We start from the raw sequence: 15,855 nt of genomic DNA on the forward strand, positions 1-15,855 counted from the left end.
GCCGGCGGCCAGTGACCCCAACTAGCAGTCAGTCAATACATCGTTTTGATTGTTGCCGCCGGTGGATTCCGGGCGTTTGGTCTGGCTAAAGTTTTCAGTGATAGAAAGTTTGGTTTCGAGGGACGTAACCCCTTGTTTTCCCTTTTCGATGCTCTGTTTCAGCTCCACCACTTGATCAGCAAATTGCTTCTCAATAGAGGTAAAACGGGTCTCAATGGTTTCCCCTGTTCCTGCACATGCACTGCCACGGCATTCACCGCCTCATGCACATCATTAAAACGGGCGTCATCAGTTGCCTGTTTGCGGCTGAATACTGACTTCACCATGCTGAGTAAGGTGACACCCGGCTCGGCCACGTCTTCAAATTCCAGTTGCACTTCAACCGCCGCAGAGAAAAAGTTATCCGGGTGAGACTTACGGGCGGCCAGTGGGTTGTGTTTGGCTTTGGCGCTGAATTCCAACATTTCGGTGCCAAGGCTGGCGGGGTCATCGGTCACCGCCAGACCGACCAGGTAGGCTTTACCGCTATTGGCAAAGTTCGGGCGGATCTCCATCGATGTGTAGATTTTTTGGCGATCTTTATTCATCAATACCAGTTCGTCAGTGGGGCTGATTTGGGCGAACAATGCGCGCTTACCGTTCAGCGCTGAATCATCGTCAATGGTTTCCGCTTTCAGACCGATCACATCGCCATAACGGCGGAAGGTGCTGTCCGGTGAGTAACTTTTCAGATGTTCCAGATTGATGCGGCAACCGTAGACGCGCTGATCAAATGACTCGGCCATTTGGTTGATATCGTTGGCGTCAATCACTCGCCCGTCGCAGGTATCCCCCTCAACGCCGATACGAAAATACTTAGAAACTTTCTTAGCCATGAGCGGCTCCATTCAGTGTGATTATGGTTATTCGGTTCGGGGCTTAGTTTCCGGATGTATGGCGACAGCAACAACGAAAGCCCGTTGTGACGGGGCTGGCACAACAGCGAGGACGCGCAGAGGGTCGGGCTGGTCGCGTAGCCTAATGGCATGAATACGACACCGAGCACCATCATCAGCGACCCACGGCGACAGGCGGCTTTGCTTTACTGGCAGGGCTTCTCTGTGCGCCAGATTGCGGATACGCTGGCCCTGAAATCGCCGACTGTGCAGAGCTGGAAGAAGCGCGACGGGTGGGATGCTATTGCGCCCATTTCTCGCGTGGAAACCAGCATGGAAGCGCGGTTGATTCAGCTCATCATGAAAGACGCCAAAGAGGGGCGGGACTTTAAAGAGATTGACCTGTTAGGCCGCCAGATTGAACGGCTGGCGCGGGTGAACCGCTACAGCCAGACCGGCAGCGAAGCGGATTTAAATCCAAACGTGGCGAACCGCAACAAAGGGGAGCGCAAAACCCCGGATAAAAATCTGTTCAGTGAATCCGCGATTGAAAAGCTGGAATCTATCTTTCACGAAAATATCTTTGATTATCAGCGCAACTGGTTTGAGGCCGGACTTACTCACCGTATCCGCAATATCCTGAAATCGCGCCAGATTGGCGCAACCTTCTTCTTTGCCCGCGAAGCGCTGCTGGACGCCATCGTGACGGGACGTAATCAGATATTCCTGTCCGCCAGTAAGGCACAGGCGCATGTGTTCAAAAGCTACATTATCGACTTTGCCCGCATGGTTGACGTTGATCTGAAAGGCGACCCGATGGTGTTACCGAACGGCGCGCGCCTGTTCTTTCTCGGCACGAATGTTCGTACCGCGCAGAGCTACACCGGCAATCTCTATCTCGACGAATATTTCTGGATCCCCAAGTTTCAGGAGCTGCGCAAAGTCGCCAGCGGCATGTCATTACACAAAAAATGGCGTACCACCTATTTCTCCACGCCGTCGAGTCTGGCGCACAGTGCCTATCCGTTCTGGTCTGGTGAGCTGTTCAATAAAGGCCGCCGCAATAAATCCGACCATATCCAACTGGATTTAAGCCACAGCCATTTAGCCCGTGGCGCGCTGTGTGCTGATGGTCAGTGGCGGCAGATTGTGACGGTTGAAGATGCACTGGCGGGCGGCTGTAACCTGTTTGACCTTAACCAGCTCTCGCTGGAATACGGCCCGTCAGAATATCAAAACCTGTTGATGTGCGAGTTTGTGGACGATCAAGCGTCAGTCTTCCCGTTCAAGGAGTTGCAGGCTTGCATGGTGGACAGTCTGGAAGAGTGGGAAGACTACAACCCCTATTCGTTGCGGCCGTTTGGTTATCGCCCGGTGTGGATTGGTTATGACCCGTCAGAAGCTAACGGCGGTGACAGTGCCGGGTGTGCGGTGATTGCGCCGCCAATGGTGCCGGGCGGCAAGTTCCGCGTGTTGGAACGCCACCAGTGGAAAGGGATGGATTTTGAAGCACAGGCCAAGCATATCGAAGAGTTAACGCAGAAATATTGCGTCGAATATATCGGTATTGATGCGACTACCGTCGGGCAAGGTGTTTTCCAGTTGGTGCGCCAGTTCTTCCCGGCCGCAAGAGAAATCAAATACACCCCTGAAATCAAAACCGCCATGGTGCTGAAAGCCAAGCACACCATTAATAACGGCCGTCTGGAATATGACACCGGCCACACCGACATCACTCAGTCATTTATGGCCATTCGCAAGACCATGACCGCCAGCGGCAAGAGTTCGACTTATGTTGCCAGTCGCAGCGAAGAAGCCAGCCACGCCGATGTGGCGTGGGCGATTATGCACGCCCTGTTAAATGAACCCCTTACCGCGACATATGGCGGTCACAGCCCTAACTTCTTGGAGTTTTACGGATGAGTAAGCGCAAAGGCCGCAAGGCATTAAACCGACCTGTAACCAATCACACCGCCAGCCAACAGCAGCCGGTGGAGGCGTTCACCTTTGGCGAACCCTCCGCCGTGCTCGATAAGCGGGAAATACTGGATTACATCGAATGCACCGGTAACGGTAAATGGTATGACCCGCCTATCAGCTTTGACGGGCTGGCGCGCAGCTTCCGGGCGGCGGTGCATCACAGCTCACCGCTGTATGTGAAACGCAACATACTGGCAAGTACATTTATCCCCCACACCATGCTCAGTCAGCAGGCATTTAGCCGCTATGCGCTGGATTATCTGGTGTTCGGCAATGCATTTTTAGAGGTGCGCCGTAACCAGTTGGGCGCACCACTGCGCCTCGACCCCAGTCCGGCCAAGTACACCCGCCGGGGGCTGGAAAAAGAGTGCTATTGGTTTGTCCAGAACTGGAAAGATGAACACCTGTTCGCCGCTGGGAGCGTTTTCCACCTGATAGAACCGGATATCAATCAGGAGCTTTACGGTTTACCGGAATACCTCAGCGGTTTAAATTCGGCTTGGCTCAATGAAGCGGCCACGCTATTTCGCCGCAAGTATTACCAGAACGGCGCTCACGCGGGATACATCCTGTATATGACTGATGCGGCGCAAAGTAGCAGCGATATTGAGGCAATGCGTAAAGCGATGCGCGACACCAAAGGGCTAGGCAATTTCCGCAACCTGTTTATGTACGCGCCTAATGGCAAAAAAGACGGCATCCAGATTTTACCGTTGAGCGAAGTCGCCACCAAAGATGACTTTTTTAATTATCAAGAACGCCACCCGCGACGACCTGCTCAGTGTGCACCGGGTGCCACCGCAGATGATGGGGATTATTCCCAACAATACCGGTGGTTTCGGTGACGTGGCGAAAGCCTCACAAGTGTTTGTCCGTAATGAGTTAACGCCGTTGCAAGAACGATTGAAAGAGGTGAATGACTGGATAGGGGAAGAGGTGATCCGGTTCAAGCCTTATGAACTGATAAGCGAGGATTAATATTTATATATCGACCTTACAGTTTTGAAGAGTGCCGTCATTTCGATGGTGGCACTCTTCATGCTGCTAACATTACACAACTTGGTTTATTTACCTTTCAGAGGTGGTAACTTTGGCGCTGGTGCCATAGGAGTAAATCCCTGAGACGTTGCTGAGTTAGGCTTGGTAGAACCATTTAGACTGCCGTTACCAAGTTGTCTTCCATTAGTCTGTAAACCTTCACGTCCTACCAGTGGTCTCTGAAAACCATCGTAAGCAAAAGTCTGTTGCCCGTCAGCCAGTGTTTGTCTAGAACCTTTAGCGCCATCTTTACTATTGGTCATTACTATTCTCCAGTATATTTTCAAAGATCATTATTTTGCCGTATTCTTTTGACAGATAAATAAAATTGGTCGTGAATAAAACTTTCTGAGTGATTGCCTCTGACACTGTTGCATTTAGAAGTCCTATCTCTTGGGTTTTCTCATTTTCGTTATAAAGATAGATTTGACCACTGATGATCATATCTTCATCGCGCAATACAACATAACATTGGCCAGAACGTTCATACATTAGCTCAACCGATCGGATAAAAACATTGTCATCGCCATACTTATTTGAAATACCTTTCTTAAGTAGAAACGTATGAAGACTTCTTTTGGTGTTCAGGTAAACAGCGAATAAGCCCAGAGGAATGGATATTACTCCGCCAGCAGCGATTTCCAGAGGGGAAATTTTTATCTGTCCTCCACTAGCGGCAGACCAAACAGACAACGTATACCAGACAATATTTTTAGTATCCTTGATACCATCAAAAAACTGATAAATAGAGATAACAGCCTGCATAGACAGATAAGTTAAAATACCGAAAACTACTGACATCAGTATGTAGCGAAATGAATCCCAAGCTTTATGCTGTGTGTAGGTATCGTAAATCATAGCCATAATGACACCGGGTATCATTATAGTAACAAGCGAGATTGTCAGGGCGTTCATCATTATTCCCGATATGACCCGAAAGATTTTATATTATATCACCAATTTTTTATATCGTAGAGGATGCAAGGCACCCCTACATCTCATACTATTTTGATTCAAGAGAATGGTATTTCCAACACCTCGCGCCATACGCCACCAGACGCCCGCCACGCCCTTGCACCCCATGAACACGCATTGATTCCCAACCCAACCGAACGCAGCACTACGGCCCGCCCAAGATCTATAAATAAGGGTATCAAAACCCTTTGCGCGCAATGCTATCCCCGCCACGCCTGCGCGCTTTGCAGGTCGCTTTTCATGCACTTGCATGATCCATCGAGATCCGCGCCGGAACTGGCGCTAACAGGGGAAATAGGGGAGGGGATCGACATGCGGAATCATGCACTATATGCATGCATGACCCAAATCGCGATGAGGGGCCACACATGCATCATTTTATGGGGAATTTATCAGTGCGGCTTTTTGCCGTCGGCGTTATAGAAAATCTCATCATAATTTTGGCTCGTCACTATCTGGCTGGTCAGGTCTGATATCAGCGACATGGCGACAAGAAACTCACTATTACTGCACTGTGCAACTTGCGAAACTTCAGCAATAAATTTAATTCTTGTTAGCGTTAGTTCTATTTTATCAACGTGTTCCATGCAGGTTCCTTATTGTACTGTATTTATATACAGTATTGAGTAAAAGAATATTAAGGTCAATACCGTATGCGGCTATTTAGCTAAATCAGATGCTTGTGACGCGCTATATGTTGTAAAAATAATCCGATGTGACGCGTCACAAAGGTTTAATTGCGCTAATTAATAGGCTGTTGATACCTTTGGTCTGCCAGCACGCAGCTTCACCCCGCAAACAGCATCCATTCGGATCTCCCGGCAAGGTATCGCCACATTTGCCGCAACGTTGTTTACCCATCTCGGCCAGTTGCTCTTTTAGTTGCAGGTTATCTTGCCGAATAAGCAGCGCGATATATTCTGGTAAATCATAGGCTGGCCGGAACAGACGCCTGGCGACCATGCCCTCGTTCAGCATGGCGAACTCTTCCGGCTCAAGTCGGGCGCGAACCTCATTGATACCGGCAGATTTATCACGTTTGCGCTGTGCCTGTTTGCGGGTAGTTGCGGCGGTTTTAGTCATGGTTTTCCTCACAGGTAGATTAATCATCGAACTCCGGCCAGTCGGACAAGGCCGGATAATGGATAACAGCATCACCAACAGACATTTTTGCCCCACGGGCTAACGATTCCAGTACCCAGCGTTGGGCGCTGATATCGTTCAACAGTAAATCGTTGCGGATTTGTGGGATGCGCTGGCGTTCTTCGCGGGTTAAACGGGCTGATGGCGCAATAAGTCGGCCCTTGGTGGGGTCATAACTGCGTTGCATCTTGCTGATCGTTGGCTGTTTCTCTTTAACGCGAGCCACAATCGCCTTTACGGCGGCAGTGTCCGACCAGTCAATAACTGCATCCGGTGGGTATTCCATCGCCATCACAGGCGTTTTAGCCTCCCCGTTGGGGTCATTTGTCGCTTGGGTGTTTCCCCCTAACCCACAGTTATTGACAGGACTCCGAGGCGCGCCAGAGGCGCTTTTCAAAGTCAAAGGCTCAACGTCAACGGCACCCGAAACGATGCGCCATTGGGTTGTGCGGGTTTCATGAACATGGTCAGCGCCCAAATGCGGCGCATAGATACCGACGACTTTCTGCACTTCCTCATCGTAAGCGTTCAGCTCATCGGCGACGCGCTTGGCTACACGCACAGTCTGATTGCCGCTATTGGTTCCACCCTGTGCGGCGATGTAGGCCGCAAAATCACCCTCGTCAGCTGCATGGCGCACGGCTTCCACGGTTTCGTCAAACGACTCCGCCAGACTGATAAAACGAATGTGGCGACACTCGCGATAGGCTCCCATGGAGGGAATACCAATCGGGCGAAACTGAGGGATGCGCCACGTTGCCGCCCATGCTGTAACCGCCGCAGCGGATTCAGTTAGTAGCTCACCGGTTTCATGATCACGCTCACCCTCAAGCGCATAGCCATCGATATTCTTGGCAATGTATTTAGCGATGTAACCAGCGGCCCCGCCTTTGTTCAGGTGCTTGCACTCAAAGCGGTATTTAGCGGCCCCGCGCTCGTCACTGTCTTCTTTCAACGCATAGCGGCGCATGATGTCGATAATCTGTTGGCGCTGGCGACGCTCGCAAAACAGCATCATGTGCCAGTGCGGAGTGCCGTCATGGTGCGGCTCAACTACCCGCATTCCGTAGACGCTTAATTTATTGTCTTTAAAGGCAGTGCGCATTTTGCTCCAAATATTGCAGAGGTAGCGCTGGCCGTCTTTGGGGGAATAGGCTTCATCGTCCCACCTATGGTTAAGCTGGACTTTCTCGTTATCCCCTTTACCGATAACGCGGGTCGGGTGATATTTTGACGGGGTGGTGACGGTCAGGAACATACCGACGTGCTTCTGTGAAGCTGCATATTTTTCAATACCGGCGATGGTGCTCATTAACTCCATACGGCGAATTTCTGGATTGGAGATACTCGCCATGACTTTATCAATCAGGTCAATGCGCTCACCGGTTTCAATGTTTTCTAACTGGCAACTTTTGAGGTATTCCAAATTAGACTGGCGGCGGGCGAATACTTCTCGGATAGCCTGCTTACTGGCATAAGAAGAGGCCGACATATCACGGCTGACATTACCGACAGCAATCAATAGCGCTTCCCGCCAGCGGGTGCGCTGTGCTTTGAGTTTGCGCTCCCACCATTCAGGATTAACCAGCCGTGACAGGCTGGCGATAGCAGACGTGATATCTAACCGGTCTTTCAGGTATTTGCGCCAGTGCATCGGGGTGATGTTAAAAGCGCGCGCCATTCTGGCAAGATCGCCGTATATGCGTACCTGTGCATCAGTCTGTAATAAAACAGCCCTATCACCCTGATTAGCCTTAATGCATTCATCACAATGATGGTTGTATGCCACCATTAGCTCATCCCCGATTTTGCGGGCAAAGCGGCGCAACTCTTTATCATGCATACCCGCCAAGCTGGCATAGGTTGGGGCATCAGTTGAAAAGCTCATTGACGCACTGAGGCGCATAACATTTTTACTATTGACCACCTGAATACGCGGCCAGATACGCAGGTCAAAGACAAATACCAGCCATTTATTAGCGTCGCTTAAACCTTTATTGGCTAACAGATATTCATAGCGAGAAACAAACTGGCTACGCAGGAAATGGGGGAGTGTGTCGATATGGTCTAAAACAGCTTGCCCCTGAATCAGTTGTTCACGGGTAAGCGGTCTTTGAATACCGGGCAGGGTTTCGCGCGGTTTGCTGCCGGGGTAAGCATAGGCAGGAACAGCAGCGCCGCTGCCCGGATAAGGCAACGGCGGAGTTGGGGTAGTACGGCTCAGAAAGTTGAGGCTCATGCCTGTACCATCAACGCATCGATAATTTCTTTCATTGCAAGTGGCGGCACTGCATTACCTGCCATATGAACTGTCAATTTATGCGTACGAGGCCGGATATAACTAGATGGAAAAGACATTGCCAACATGTTTTCGTCAGCATCAATCATACGCATTCTATCGCCGTCAATAATCGCCCAACGATCACGGGTGGTGATGGTGCCGATAGGGCGCTCAAGAGAGCGTCCGGTTTTTGTATTCCCGTAATAAGAAATCAAAAACCGCTCACCAAACGCCTTACGACCATTTTTTACACGCTCAAGAGTCGCCAAAGCACGACCTTGCTTGTTGATGTCCTGCCACCGTCCAGCACCAAAATCAAGAAAGGTTGATGCGGGCACATGTGAAAACTTCGGTAATGTTAAATGCAGTGGTTTTTTACTTCTGGTGCAAATGATAAACATGCGCACTCTATTTTGTGGGACACCTAGATCAGCACAATCGATAACATGTGGAACCAGCGAATATCCCAAGGCATGCATAGCCGACTCCCATGCAGGGTATAGCCGCCATTGCAAAAACTCAGAAACATTCTCAACAATGATAATCTCTGGATGGTGATATTCGGCCGCAGAGACAACAGCCCAAGCAGTCGCTCGGCTATTATCGTGCTGTGGATTGCCTGATTTTTTACCCCTTGCCTTGCTGTGGCCCTGACAGCATGGTGAAGCCATCATGAGGTCATGGTGGGGAACTTGACTCCAATCAGCCTGGTGTAAGTCTTGGCAAACATGAACCGCTAGCGGGTGATTCTCCGCGTGTGACCGGACAGCTTCCTGCCAATGATTAGCGGCCCAAACAACCTGAACACCTGCCATGGCTGCGCCGGTTGATGAACCGCCAATACCAGAAAATAGATCTATAGCTTTCATGTTATTGCCTTGGGTGTATTGATTAATGTAATACTTTCTAAATACAAAAAGTGTTATTTATTTACAGAAGAGAATGCGTCTTGGCATAACTTACCAATACGGCCAATTTCATTAGCTAACGATATAAAGCTATTAATCTGTGCTTCACCTATATTGCGCTTTATTAAACCCTCCACCAGTTGTTCAATAGTTAGAAAGTAAGCAATAGGCTCTAAACGTTCTTGTCCCTCACTTTTACCTTTCTGACTAACTTTCACTTCATTAAGAATGAATTGCAGGCTGTCAGAAGTAACAACGTGTTTTTCGCCGATTTTAATATGCATAATAATTCCTTCATTTAGGTAATAAGTTAGGAGAGTGAAAGTCTTTAAATCCTTTCTCACATAATTCAGCAAGGCGCTTAGTTTCCTCAACCAATGCCGAAATAGAATTAACGCCAGAGCGATAAATACGATGATGGATTAAATCACTCACCAAACTAACTCTTGTCGGATAGTGAGCAATTACCGCCAATACCCTCTCATTTTCTTTGGTGAATTTAATCTCGTTAAGCACGAGGTTTGGAATGCTGCCTAGAGTTTTAGTTGGCTCACACAAAGTAATTGCGTAACGAGCATCAATGACAATTTCGTCAACCATCAGTGTTGCGCCTGCGCGTGGTTGAGAATCCCCTCGGCAAGGTGGTTAAGCAACTCTGCCGCCTCTACACTGTTCAGTTCACGGTTTAGAATTTTATTGACCACTCCCCCCAAACGTAATGCAACAAGTTCAGCCTGATTTTTCCGCTCATCCCTGCGCGCGTCATTGAGCATCAGTTCCATTGATTCAACTGATATGATTACGGCGGTGTTCTCACTACCCGGCTTGGCATGGTCTACGCCAATCCATATATTTTGTGCTGTATTCTGCATAAATAACTCCTGTTTTTAGGCAATACGAAACCCAGAGAGTAAAACGCCATATATTGCGACTTGGTTAATTATTAATATTCAGAGTGCAATCATCGTTGCTAATAAATGGTGGTAATGAATTAACAAAATCAATTAATGAGTTTAAAGCATCAACAACCTTTACTCTTTCAGATAAACTAAGCTCTGAAAATGTCATTGTTACATGTCTACTTTTCAACCCAGCATACATGCAAATTGTTTTACGTAGACTTTCCGGTGATTTATCAAAAGTCTCTTGAGCAATATTTTCACTACTTCTATTGTGAAAGTATTTACCTTTGATCTCAGAGATTCTGGTAATACCAATCATCCTTTTATTTTCAGTTTCCGTTAATTGCAGCATATAACCCCCAATTAACGCACGAACAGACGGCGTAATATTGGCGTCTTCTTTGCAGAGGACAATTCTTGTAAAAGCGCCTTTTGATTACTTCCCGGCTTCCAGCGTTGGCCGTTCTTCAACTCCAGTACACCGTTACCGAAATGACGCAGGTTTACCGGGCTTTGCTGTTTTAACAGTGGAGCAATAGAAATAATCATAAAGACACCTCAACTCAAACCGGCAACAGCACTCAAGCCGCTAATAACATCAACGGTTGAAGCAAGCGCGGGGGTTGACTGAATGCGCGCCTGTACTGTCAGGCCAATCAGTGACAGATGGCGAATCGCAGTATTGACGCTATCCAGCAGTGCAGATTTGCTGAATGCCGTTTTGTGATTACCTTGCACCGCAGCGGCAGCAATAGAACCCACGGCGGCTGTAGCATGTAGCGCATAAGTCGGGATATTGCCGGGGCAGGCTTCATTGACTGGCACTGACGGCATGCAATTGATTTGTGACAGCAGGCCGTCTAATAACGTTGGGTCTTCGGTTAGGTCGGTTATGCACAGTAGTTCGTCAACGGTCAGGCGGTGTGGCTGGTCAGGATTCAATTTGTTACGCAACACTTGCGCCGAGATCCCTGCGTTTGCTGCCAACTCGACTAAATTGTGCTTTAAAGCAAACTGACGGCAGGCGTTGTCAAAGTGCGGATGTTTGGACACTGAAAAATCAAACATGGATTACTTCCTCACATATGCCGACAATTAGTTGGCAAATTTGAATGTTGTACATTACTGGTTTGCCGCTTCTTTAGTGAGAGCGATCATATTTACGAGAACCTTTTCCATTTTGCGAACTTTCTGGCGGATAGGTAGACGACCATCTTTCACCATGCCACGGCAGGTTTCATAAGGGATTCCGCTCAATTTTGAGAACTCAGTGAGTGACAAATAGGGTGACGTAACTGTTATTGCAAGGTTCTGATTCATAGGGCATCCTGTTTGATGGTGGTTAATATAGGTATTGGTGGGTATTTGCCATCAATTCACGAATTAAACTATGCATATGCGAGTATGTAAAGGGGTTTTTGCGAGCGTGAATGATAAAAAACTAAGCGGTGGGATTGCAGCAGTAGAAAGAATGATGCAAGCCTATGGTTTTAAAGTACAAAGAGAATTAGCGGCTCATCTAGGTGCAGGAACGGGAACAATCAGCACTTGGATCAAACGTGATTACTTTCCGGGCAAAGAGATTGTGCTCTGTGCTTTAGAAACAGGTACTTCATTACATTGGCTTGCAACTGGTGAGGGTGAACCTCAGGAACCGGTTAAACCTGCCGCACATGAAACCGCACAATCTATTGCTCATAAAAGCCTTGAAGATGGCTTGCTGATAGATGTATCCCCTATATTGCTAGATTCAGAGTTACTGCCCGTTCAGATTATTGAACCTGAATTAATTTCGTTCCCTAATGAAAAACGTTATTTTCTGGTCGAACGTCAATTTAGAAATGTTGCTGACGGTCTTTGGTTGATTGAAAAAGCAGGTGTAACCTCGATTAGCAATATTGCTCGTTTACCGGGTGACGTATGGCGTATCAATGATGTCAATTGGCCGGTTAGTGAAGTTAATATACTGGCGAAAGTTGTTGGTGAAATTACTGGCTATTAATAGTCGGTACTAAAGAGACATCGGCGCACTAATGGAATAATAATCTAATGAAATTATTAGCTAGTGTTGTAATCGGTATTTTTCTTTTATCTTTACCAACGATCACTATAGCTAGAAATTACCCCTGTTCTGGCAAAAAGGGCGGGGTATCCCATTGTGAAAATGAGAAATTTGTTTGCAATGATGGCTCTATCAGTAAATCAAAGAAAACCTGTACGCGTTAGGTTTTAATCAGATGTTTGTCATACTACATATCAAACATTGACTACTGTTTTTATATACAGTAAATAAGCCCAAGGGATTATTCTTGAGGACTTATTTATGGCAGTACGGAAGTTACCCAATGGGAAGTGGGTCTGTGATTTTTACTCAGATGGCCGTGATAGTAAGCGGGTTAGGAAAACCTTTGTTACTCGCGGTGAGGCGTTGCGCTTTGAACGTGAACAATTAGCGCAACGTGGCGATCTGGATATTGACTACACACTGGCAGAGACTGCCGCGCAGAGGTTAAAGACATTGGTCAGTCAGTGGTATGAACTCCACGGGCGCTCTTTGAGTGACGGCAAAGCAAGATTAGATAAACTCAATATCCTGTGTGATAACTTGGGCGATCCTGCTGTTGCCGATTTTGACCGGGAAGTGTTCGCCAAATACCGCAAGCAGCGTTTAGCCGGTGAGTTCAGCCGTAAGCCAAAACATGGAATCGTTAAACCGCCAAAAGAGGCAACGGTCAACCGCGAACATGCTTATCTGAGAGCTGTCTTTAATGAGTTGAAAAGGCTAGGGCATTGGAATCATGCTAATCCGCTGGATGGTGTCAGGCTATTTCGTGAAAGCGAAAACGAGTTAACTTTTCTTTATGAGGACGACATTAAACGTCTGCTGCATGAGTGTGACAATTCAAGTAATAAAGATCTCGGTATTATCGTCCGTATCTGCCTGGCCACCGGCGCACGTTGGAGTGAAGCGGAGCAGCTAAGACAAGCTCAGGTGATGCCAAATAAAATTACTTATATCAACACCAAGAGTAAAAAGAACCGTACCGTCCCTATTTCTACGGAACTGCATAAACTTATTCCAAAGATTAAAGGGCGCTTATTCGGCAATGCCTATGATGCATTTGGGCAAGCTATCGACCGGGCTAAACTGGTGCTACCTACCGGCCAGTTAACCCACGTTCTACGCCATACTTTCGCCAGTCATTTTATGATGAACGGCGGCAATATATTAGTACTACAACAAATCCTCGGGCACTCCACTATCCAAATGACCATGCGCTATAGCCACTTTGCACCGGATCATTTAGAAGCGGCAGTGAGTTTGAATCCATATGATAGGTTAATGTGCCAGCATATTTAATAAAAAGGAATACTTGTGATTTTACATGATTCGAGAACAGGTTGTTTATCTGCGATGCTTACTACTACAGTTTCAGAGTATATGAAATTAGTAGAAACAGTATATGAAAATAGAGGCGGTATTGAAGGACAGCGGGCTCCACTAAAAACAAAAACAGGAATTAGAATAAGAAAGAGAATGGTTTCCGACATTTCTGATGGTGCAATACTTCCGCCTTTGGTTCTAGGCGGTATACTCACCGAAGAAGAGTTTAAATCGGTTTCAGAAATGACAGAACCAAGTCAGCTTTTTAAATTAATGTCAACTATGGATTCCGACTTAATTTCTATCATTGATGGTATGCAAAGAACAACTGCTATCTTAGAAGCAAATAAAAATAAAACTATTTTAGAGAATCCTCTGAGAGTGGAACTATGGTTAGCTAAGTCTATAAACAGCTTGATATATAGGATGTTGGTCCTGAATACAGGACAGGTCCCATGGGATATGAAAAGACAGTTAGAAACTATCTATCAACCTATATTAAAAGAAATAAAAAAGAGCATCCCTGATATGGATATTCTTCTTTTAGATGATTCATCGCGAAGAGTTCAAGCTAGTCAACAACAGGGACATAAAGTAGTTGAATTATTTTTGGCATTTACGTCTAGAAAGATAAATGTAGATATCAAAGAAAAGGTTGCAGAAGATTTTGCCAGGATGGAAGCATCAGAAGCTACGGCAAAAGAAGATTTTTTGAAGGAATTCATTCATATATTAGGACTATTGAATCAGTTAGACCGTACATTTGACTTGTACAGAAAAGATGATGATTCTCAAGGTCGAATTAGGGGCGGGAAAGATATATTTACAAGCGCACCTGCGGGCATTGGATTTGTAGCCGCTGCATCTGTTTTTATTTATGGGCCTCCTGGTTTTAGTTTGGATGATGAAAAAATAAAAAATAACTTATCTAGAATAACTGATTCTGTAAATAGTATAGTTACAAAAATAGAGTTATTAAACAAAACGGATAATGAAACTATTGGGGTGTTTTTAGACTTGCTAAGTTTGAACGAGAAATTAGAAACTCGCAGCGGGAAAGTTGGTGATTTTGAACGAGAATTTTTCATGAAAGCATTCGGTGTTCTTTTTGAATATGGACCAGAATTAGATTCTTTAGAACCTTGTTGGGCAGCTAGATAATGGCTAGAAATATGATCGACTACTCGACTAGATTATTTAAGTTAATATCTAATGGAGTGGCTGTACCTAACATTGAAAAAATGAGAGTTTTTGTAGATCCAATAAACTTAGATGCTGAAAAAGAGACGTTCAAATATTTAGAGATTTTGAATTGCAATTACATTGTTCATGATGTTAAGGTTGTTTCATTTAATGTCAATGATAAGAAGTATATTTTATTAACGAATTGTAAAAGCCATTTAGAACGTAGTATGAGTATAATATCTGATTTATCGGATAGATTTATTCATGAGACATCGCTAACAACAGGGATGTTAATGGCCTTGGTAATAGATTCTGGTTTAAAACCAAACCCATTATTAAGTGAAGACGTTGTTGTTGAATATTTACTTTCTCAACATGACTCCGATGATTATAAAGGGCATGAGTTAGGTGATTTATTATATGGGGTTGAATCTTTATCTGTTTTTGAAATAGATAAAAATAGTGCTTTTTACGATAATTCCCACCTAGAGATAGGTTATTATATATATTCTTCTTTTGATTGGCTAATACACTTACCGTTAAAAGAGTTGATAGAGCGTGCTAGAGGTATTTTTATTTCCACAAGTAAGATACCTAAAGATAATTTATTTCTATTCTTAACATCAATTCATTGGAAACATGCCTATTTAGAACTGTATAGATGTATTGAGGGGCTTTACTCTATCCCTAGAGCCATAGCATTAAAGAGAAAGTTAAATTTGAAAATAAAGGCTAGCGAAATTGCGATGCATTGCTCAAAGGAATTAGGGTGGAGGCGAAAAGAAGAGGAATCCCTATATCAACTGTTTAACTTGATGTCATTAGACAGTATTAAGGGAACGGGTATTGATAAAGTAAGTTTTATGCGCGATCTTCTATCTGAAGCAGAAAAGGAGCATTCACATGCTAAAGTATGTGAAACTCTAGCCAAGAGAATTTATAAGATTAGGAATCAATTGGTTCATCAAGGCGTTTCAGATAGCATCAATGTACTGGATGAAGATTGGCCTATTCTAATGACGTTTTTAATGAATATGATGTTGGTAATCTTTGAATCCTATGATTTAGAAATTGATTAAATTTATTTGACTACCACCCCCACAACAACCCAAACTAACCCGCCATCGTGTTTGCTAACTTACTGATTTTACGTAACTGATTGATTTCCATAATGCCGTGAGAG

The 15,855-nt window shown here is 45.7% G+C and carries 19 protein-coding genes and 2 pseudogenes; 7 read left to right on the forward strand and 14 right to left on the reverse strand.

The genetic code is table 11. The annotated features are described in order from the left end of the window. Nucleotides 1–21: 21 nt before the first annotated feature. Nucleotides 22–875 (reverse strand): annotated as a pseudogene (locus YALDO0001_RS18075) (GPO family capsid scaffolding protein). A 150-nt stretch (nt 876–1,025) separates the two neighbouring features. On the opposite strand from YALDO0001_RS18075, the gene YALDO0001_RS18080 reads away from it, so the two are divergent. Together YALDO0001_RS18080 and YALDO0001_RS18085 are read left to right on the forward strand one after the other, a co-directional pair. Then, nucleotides 1,026–2,798: a terminase ATPase subunit family protein gene (locus YALDO0001_RS18080; RefSeq protein ID WP_004705347.1), complete on the forward strand. Its 1,773-nt coding sequence runs from the start codon at nt 1,026–1,028 to the stop codon at nt 2,796–2,798. After that, nucleotides 2,795–3,833 (forward strand): annotated as a pseudogene (locus tag YALDO0001_RS18085) (phage portal protein). The gene YALDO0001_RS18080 and the pseudogene YALDO0001_RS18085 overlap by 4 nt, the downstream one beginning before the upstream one ends. 86 nt (nt 3,834–3,919) lie before the next feature. On the opposite strand, the gene YALDO0001_RS18090 reads toward YALDO0001_RS18085, so the two are convergent. The 13 genes from YALDO0001_RS18090 to YALDO0001_RS18155 all read right to left on the reverse strand — a co-directional run bounded on the left by YALDO0001_RS18090 (nt 3,920) and on the right by YALDO0001_RS18155 (nt 11,422). Then, on the reverse strand, nt 3,920–4,156 hold the full coding sequence (locus tag YALDO0001_RS18090; RefSeq protein ID WP_042840486.1) for a hypothetical protein: 237 nt from the start codon (nt 4,154–4,156) through the stop codon (nt 3,920–3,922). Then, on the reverse strand, nt 4,146–4,757 hold the full coding sequence (locus YALDO0001_RS18095; protein ID WP_231585798.1) for a hypothetical protein: 612 nt from the start codon (nt 4,755–4,757) through the stop codon (nt 4,146–4,148). The genes YALDO0001_RS18090 and YALDO0001_RS18095 overlap by 11 nt, the downstream gene beginning before the upstream one ends. A 503-nt stretch (nt 4,758–5,260) precedes the next feature. Beyond that, on the reverse strand, nt 5,261–5,455 hold the full coding sequence (locus YALDO0001_RS18105) for a hypothetical protein (RefSeq protein ID WP_004705355.1): 195 nt from the start codon (nt 5,453–5,455) through the stop codon (nt 5,261–5,263). A gap of 136 nt (nt 5,456–5,591) precedes the next feature. Continuing rightward, nucleotides 5,592–5,951, reverse strand: coding sequence for a hypothetical protein (locus YALDO0001_RS18110; protein ID WP_042840489.1), 360 nt, complete (start codon nt 5,949–5,951; stop codon nt 5,592–5,594). Between the two features lie 19 nt (nt 5,952–5,970). Continuing rightward, entirely contained in the window at nt 5,971–8,250 is a 2,280-nt protein-coding gene (locus tag YALDO0001_RS18115; protein ID WP_042840491.1) for a replication endonuclease, read from the reverse strand. Continuing rightward, on the reverse strand, nt 8,247–9,161 hold the full coding sequence (locus YALDO0001_RS18120) for a DNA cytosine methyltransferase (RefSeq protein ID WP_004705361.1): 915 nt from the start codon (nt 9,159–9,161) through the stop codon (nt 8,247–8,249). The genes YALDO0001_RS18115 and YALDO0001_RS18120 overlap by 4 nt, the downstream gene beginning before the upstream one ends. 53 nt (nt 9,162–9,214) lie before the next feature. Continuing rightward, the gene (locus tag YALDO0001_RS18125) at nt 9,215–9,484 is read right to left on the reverse strand and encodes a DUF5405 family protein (RefSeq protein WP_004705364.1); all 270 of its coding nucleotides are present in this window, start codon (nt 9,482–9,484) and stop codon (nt 9,215–9,217) included. 10 nt (nt 9,485–9,494) lie between these two features. After that, nucleotides 9,495–9,800 carry a DUF5405 family protein gene (locus tag YALDO0001_RS18130; protein WP_042840493.1) on the reverse strand — a complete coding sequence of 102 codons (306 nt, stop codon included), beginning with the start codon at nt 9,798–9,800 and terminating at the stop codon, nt 9,495–9,497. Then, a complete protein-coding gene (locus tag YALDO0001_RS18135; protein ID WP_004705369.1) occupies nt 9,800–10,072 on the reverse strand; it encodes a DUF2732 family protein in 273 nt (90 codons plus the stop codon). Before YALDO0001_RS18135 ends, YALDO0001_RS18130 begins: the two co-directional genes overlap by 1 nt. A gap of 64 nt (nt 10,073–10,136) precedes the next feature. Further along, nucleotides 10,137–10,454: a phage replication protein B gene (gene repB / locus YALDO0001_RS18140; protein ID WP_004705370.1), complete on the reverse strand. Its 318-nt coding sequence runs from the start codon at nt 10,452–10,454 to the stop codon at nt 10,137–10,139. An 11-nt stretch (nt 10,455–10,465) separates the two neighbouring features. After that, nucleotides 10,466–10,651 carry a phage filamentation protein Fil family protein gene (locus YALDO0001_RS18145; protein WP_004705373.1) on the reverse strand — a complete coding sequence of 62 codons (186 nt, stop codon included), beginning with the start codon at nt 10,649–10,651 and terminating at the stop codon, nt 10,466–10,468. Between the two features lie 9 nt (nt 10,652–10,660). Next, nucleotides 10,661–11,170, reverse strand: a complete 510-nt coding sequence (locus tag YALDO0001_RS18150) for a phage regulatory CII family protein (protein WP_004705374.1) — start codon at nt 11,168–11,170, stop codon at nt 10,661–10,663. Between the two features lie 54 nt (nt 11,171–11,224). Further along, nucleotides 11,225–11,422: a hypothetical protein gene (locus YALDO0001_RS18155; protein ID WP_014609005.1), complete on the reverse strand. Its 198-nt coding sequence runs from the start codon at nt 11,420–11,422 to the stop codon at nt 11,225–11,227. Between the two features lie 70 nt (nt 11,423–11,492). On the opposite strand from YALDO0001_RS18155, the gene YALDO0001_RS18160 reads away from it, so the two are divergent. The 5 genes from YALDO0001_RS18160 to YALDO0001_RS18175 all read left to right on the forward strand — a co-directional run bounded on the left by YALDO0001_RS18160 (nt 11,493) and on the right by YALDO0001_RS18175 (nt 15,751). Further along, nucleotides 11,493–12,104 carry a phage repressor protein CI gene (locus YALDO0001_RS18160; RefSeq protein WP_049596253.1) on the forward strand — a complete coding sequence of 204 codons (612 nt, stop codon included), beginning with the start codon at nt 11,493–11,495 and terminating at the stop codon, nt 12,102–12,104. A gap of 47 nt (nt 12,105–12,151) precedes the next feature. Further along, complete coding sequence (locus tag YALDO0001_RS22665; RefSeq protein WP_486684809.1) at nt 12,152–12,328, forward strand: YdcA family protein; 177 nt, start codon at nt 12,152–12,154, stop codon at nt 12,326–12,328. Nucleotides 12,329–12,425: 97 nt separating this feature from the next. Beyond that, a complete protein-coding gene (locus YALDO0001_RS18165) occupies nt 12,426–13,463 on the forward strand; it encodes a phage integrase (protein ID WP_004705379.1) in 1,038 nt (345 codons plus the stop codon). A gap of 15 nt (nt 13,464–13,478) precedes the next feature. Continuing rightward, a complete protein-coding gene (locus tag YALDO0001_RS18170) occupies nt 13,479–14,648 on the forward strand; it encodes a hypothetical protein (RefSeq protein ID WP_004705380.1) in 1,170 nt (389 codons plus the stop codon). Continuing rightward, a complete protein-coding gene (locus tag YALDO0001_RS18175; protein ID WP_049596254.1) occupies nt 14,648–15,751 on the forward strand; it encodes a hypothetical protein in 1,104 nt (367 codons plus the stop codon). The genes YALDO0001_RS18170 and YALDO0001_RS18175 overlap by 1 nt, the downstream gene beginning before the upstream one ends. Nucleotides 15,752–15,855: the final 104 nt, after the last annotated feature.

Origin of the sequence: Yersinia aldovae ATCC 35236 (genome assembly GCF_000173735.1) — a bacterium.
GTDB classification, from domain to species: Bacteria; Pseudomonadota; Gammaproteobacteria; order Enterobacterales; family Enterobacteriaceae; genus Yersinia; species Yersinia aldovae.

What these genes read in the sequence shown, in the direction of transcription:
- YALDO0001_RS18090 (WP_042840486.1), bottom strand. Translation starts at nt 4,156, where the DNA reads ATGACCAATAGTAAAGATGGCGCTAAAGGTTCTAGACAAACACTGGCT.
- repB (WP_004705370.1), bottom strand. Translation starts at nt 10,454, where the DNA reads ATGCTGCAATTAACGGAAACTGAAAATAAAAGGATGATTGGTATTACC.
- YALDO0001_RS18150 (WP_004705374.1), bottom strand. Translation starts at nt 11,170, where the DNA reads ATGTTTGATTTTTCAGTGTCCAAACATCCGCACTTTGACAACGCCTGC.
- YALDO0001_RS18125 (WP_004705364.1), bottom strand. Translation starts at nt 9,484, where the DNA reads ATGCATATTAAAATCGGCGAAAAACACGTTGTTACTTCTGACAGCCTG.
- YALDO0001_RS18110 (WP_042840489.1), bottom strand. Translation starts at nt 5,951, where the DNA reads ATGACTAAAACCGCCGCAACTACCCGCAAACAGGCACAGCGCAAACGT.
- YALDO0001_RS18130 (WP_042840493.1), bottom strand. Translation starts at nt 9,800, where the DNA reads ATGGTTGACGAAATTGTCATTGATGCTCGTTACGCAATTACTTTGTGT.
- YALDO0001_RS18155 (WP_014609005.1), bottom strand. Translation starts at nt 11,422, where the DNA reads ATGAATCAGAACCTTGCAATAACAGTTACGTCACCCTATTTGTCACTC.
- YALDO0001_RS18145 (WP_004705373.1), bottom strand. Translation starts at nt 10,651, where the DNA reads ATGATTATTTCTATTGCTCCACTGTTAAAACAGCAAAGCCCGGTAAAC.
- YALDO0001_RS18120 (WP_004705361.1), bottom strand. Translation starts at nt 9,161, where the DNA reads ATGAAAGCTATAGATCTATTTTCTGGTATTGGCGGTTCATCAACCGGC.
- YALDO0001_RS22665 (WP_486684809.1), top strand. Translation starts at nt 12,152, where the DNA reads ATGAAATTATTAGCTAGTGTTGTAATCGGTATTTTTCTTTTATCTTTA.
- YALDO0001_RS18135 (WP_004705369.1), bottom strand. Translation starts at nt 10,072, where the DNA reads ATGCAGAATACAGCACAAAATATATGGATTGGCGTAGACCATGCCAAG.
- YALDO0001_RS18165 (WP_004705379.1), top strand. Translation starts at nt 12,426, where the DNA reads ATGGCAGTACGGAAGTTACCCAATGGGAAGTGGGTCTGTGATTTTTAC.
- YALDO0001_RS18175 (WP_049596254.1), top strand. Translation starts at nt 14,648, where the DNA reads ATGGCTAGAAATATGATCGACTACTCGACTAGATTATTTAAGTTAATA.
- YALDO0001_RS18105 (WP_004705355.1), bottom strand. Translation starts at nt 5,455, where the DNA reads ATGGAACACGTTGATAAAATAGAACTAACGCTAACAAGAATTAAATTT.
- YALDO0001_RS18095 (WP_231585798.1), bottom strand. Translation starts at nt 4,757, where the DNA reads ATGGCTATGATTTACGATACCTACACACAGCATAAAGCTTGGGATTCA.
- YALDO0001_RS18080 (WP_004705347.1), top strand. Translation starts at nt 1,026, where the DNA reads ATGAATACGACACCGAGCACCATCATCAGCGACCCACGGCGACAGGCG.
- YALDO0001_RS18160 (WP_049596253.1), top strand. Translation starts at nt 11,493, where the DNA reads ATGCATATGCGAGTATGTAAAGGGGTTTTTGCGAGCGTGAATGATAAA.
- YALDO0001_RS18115 (WP_042840491.1), bottom strand. Translation starts at nt 8,250, where the DNA reads ATGAGCCTCAACTTTCTGAGCCGTACTACCCCAACTCCGCCGTTGCCT.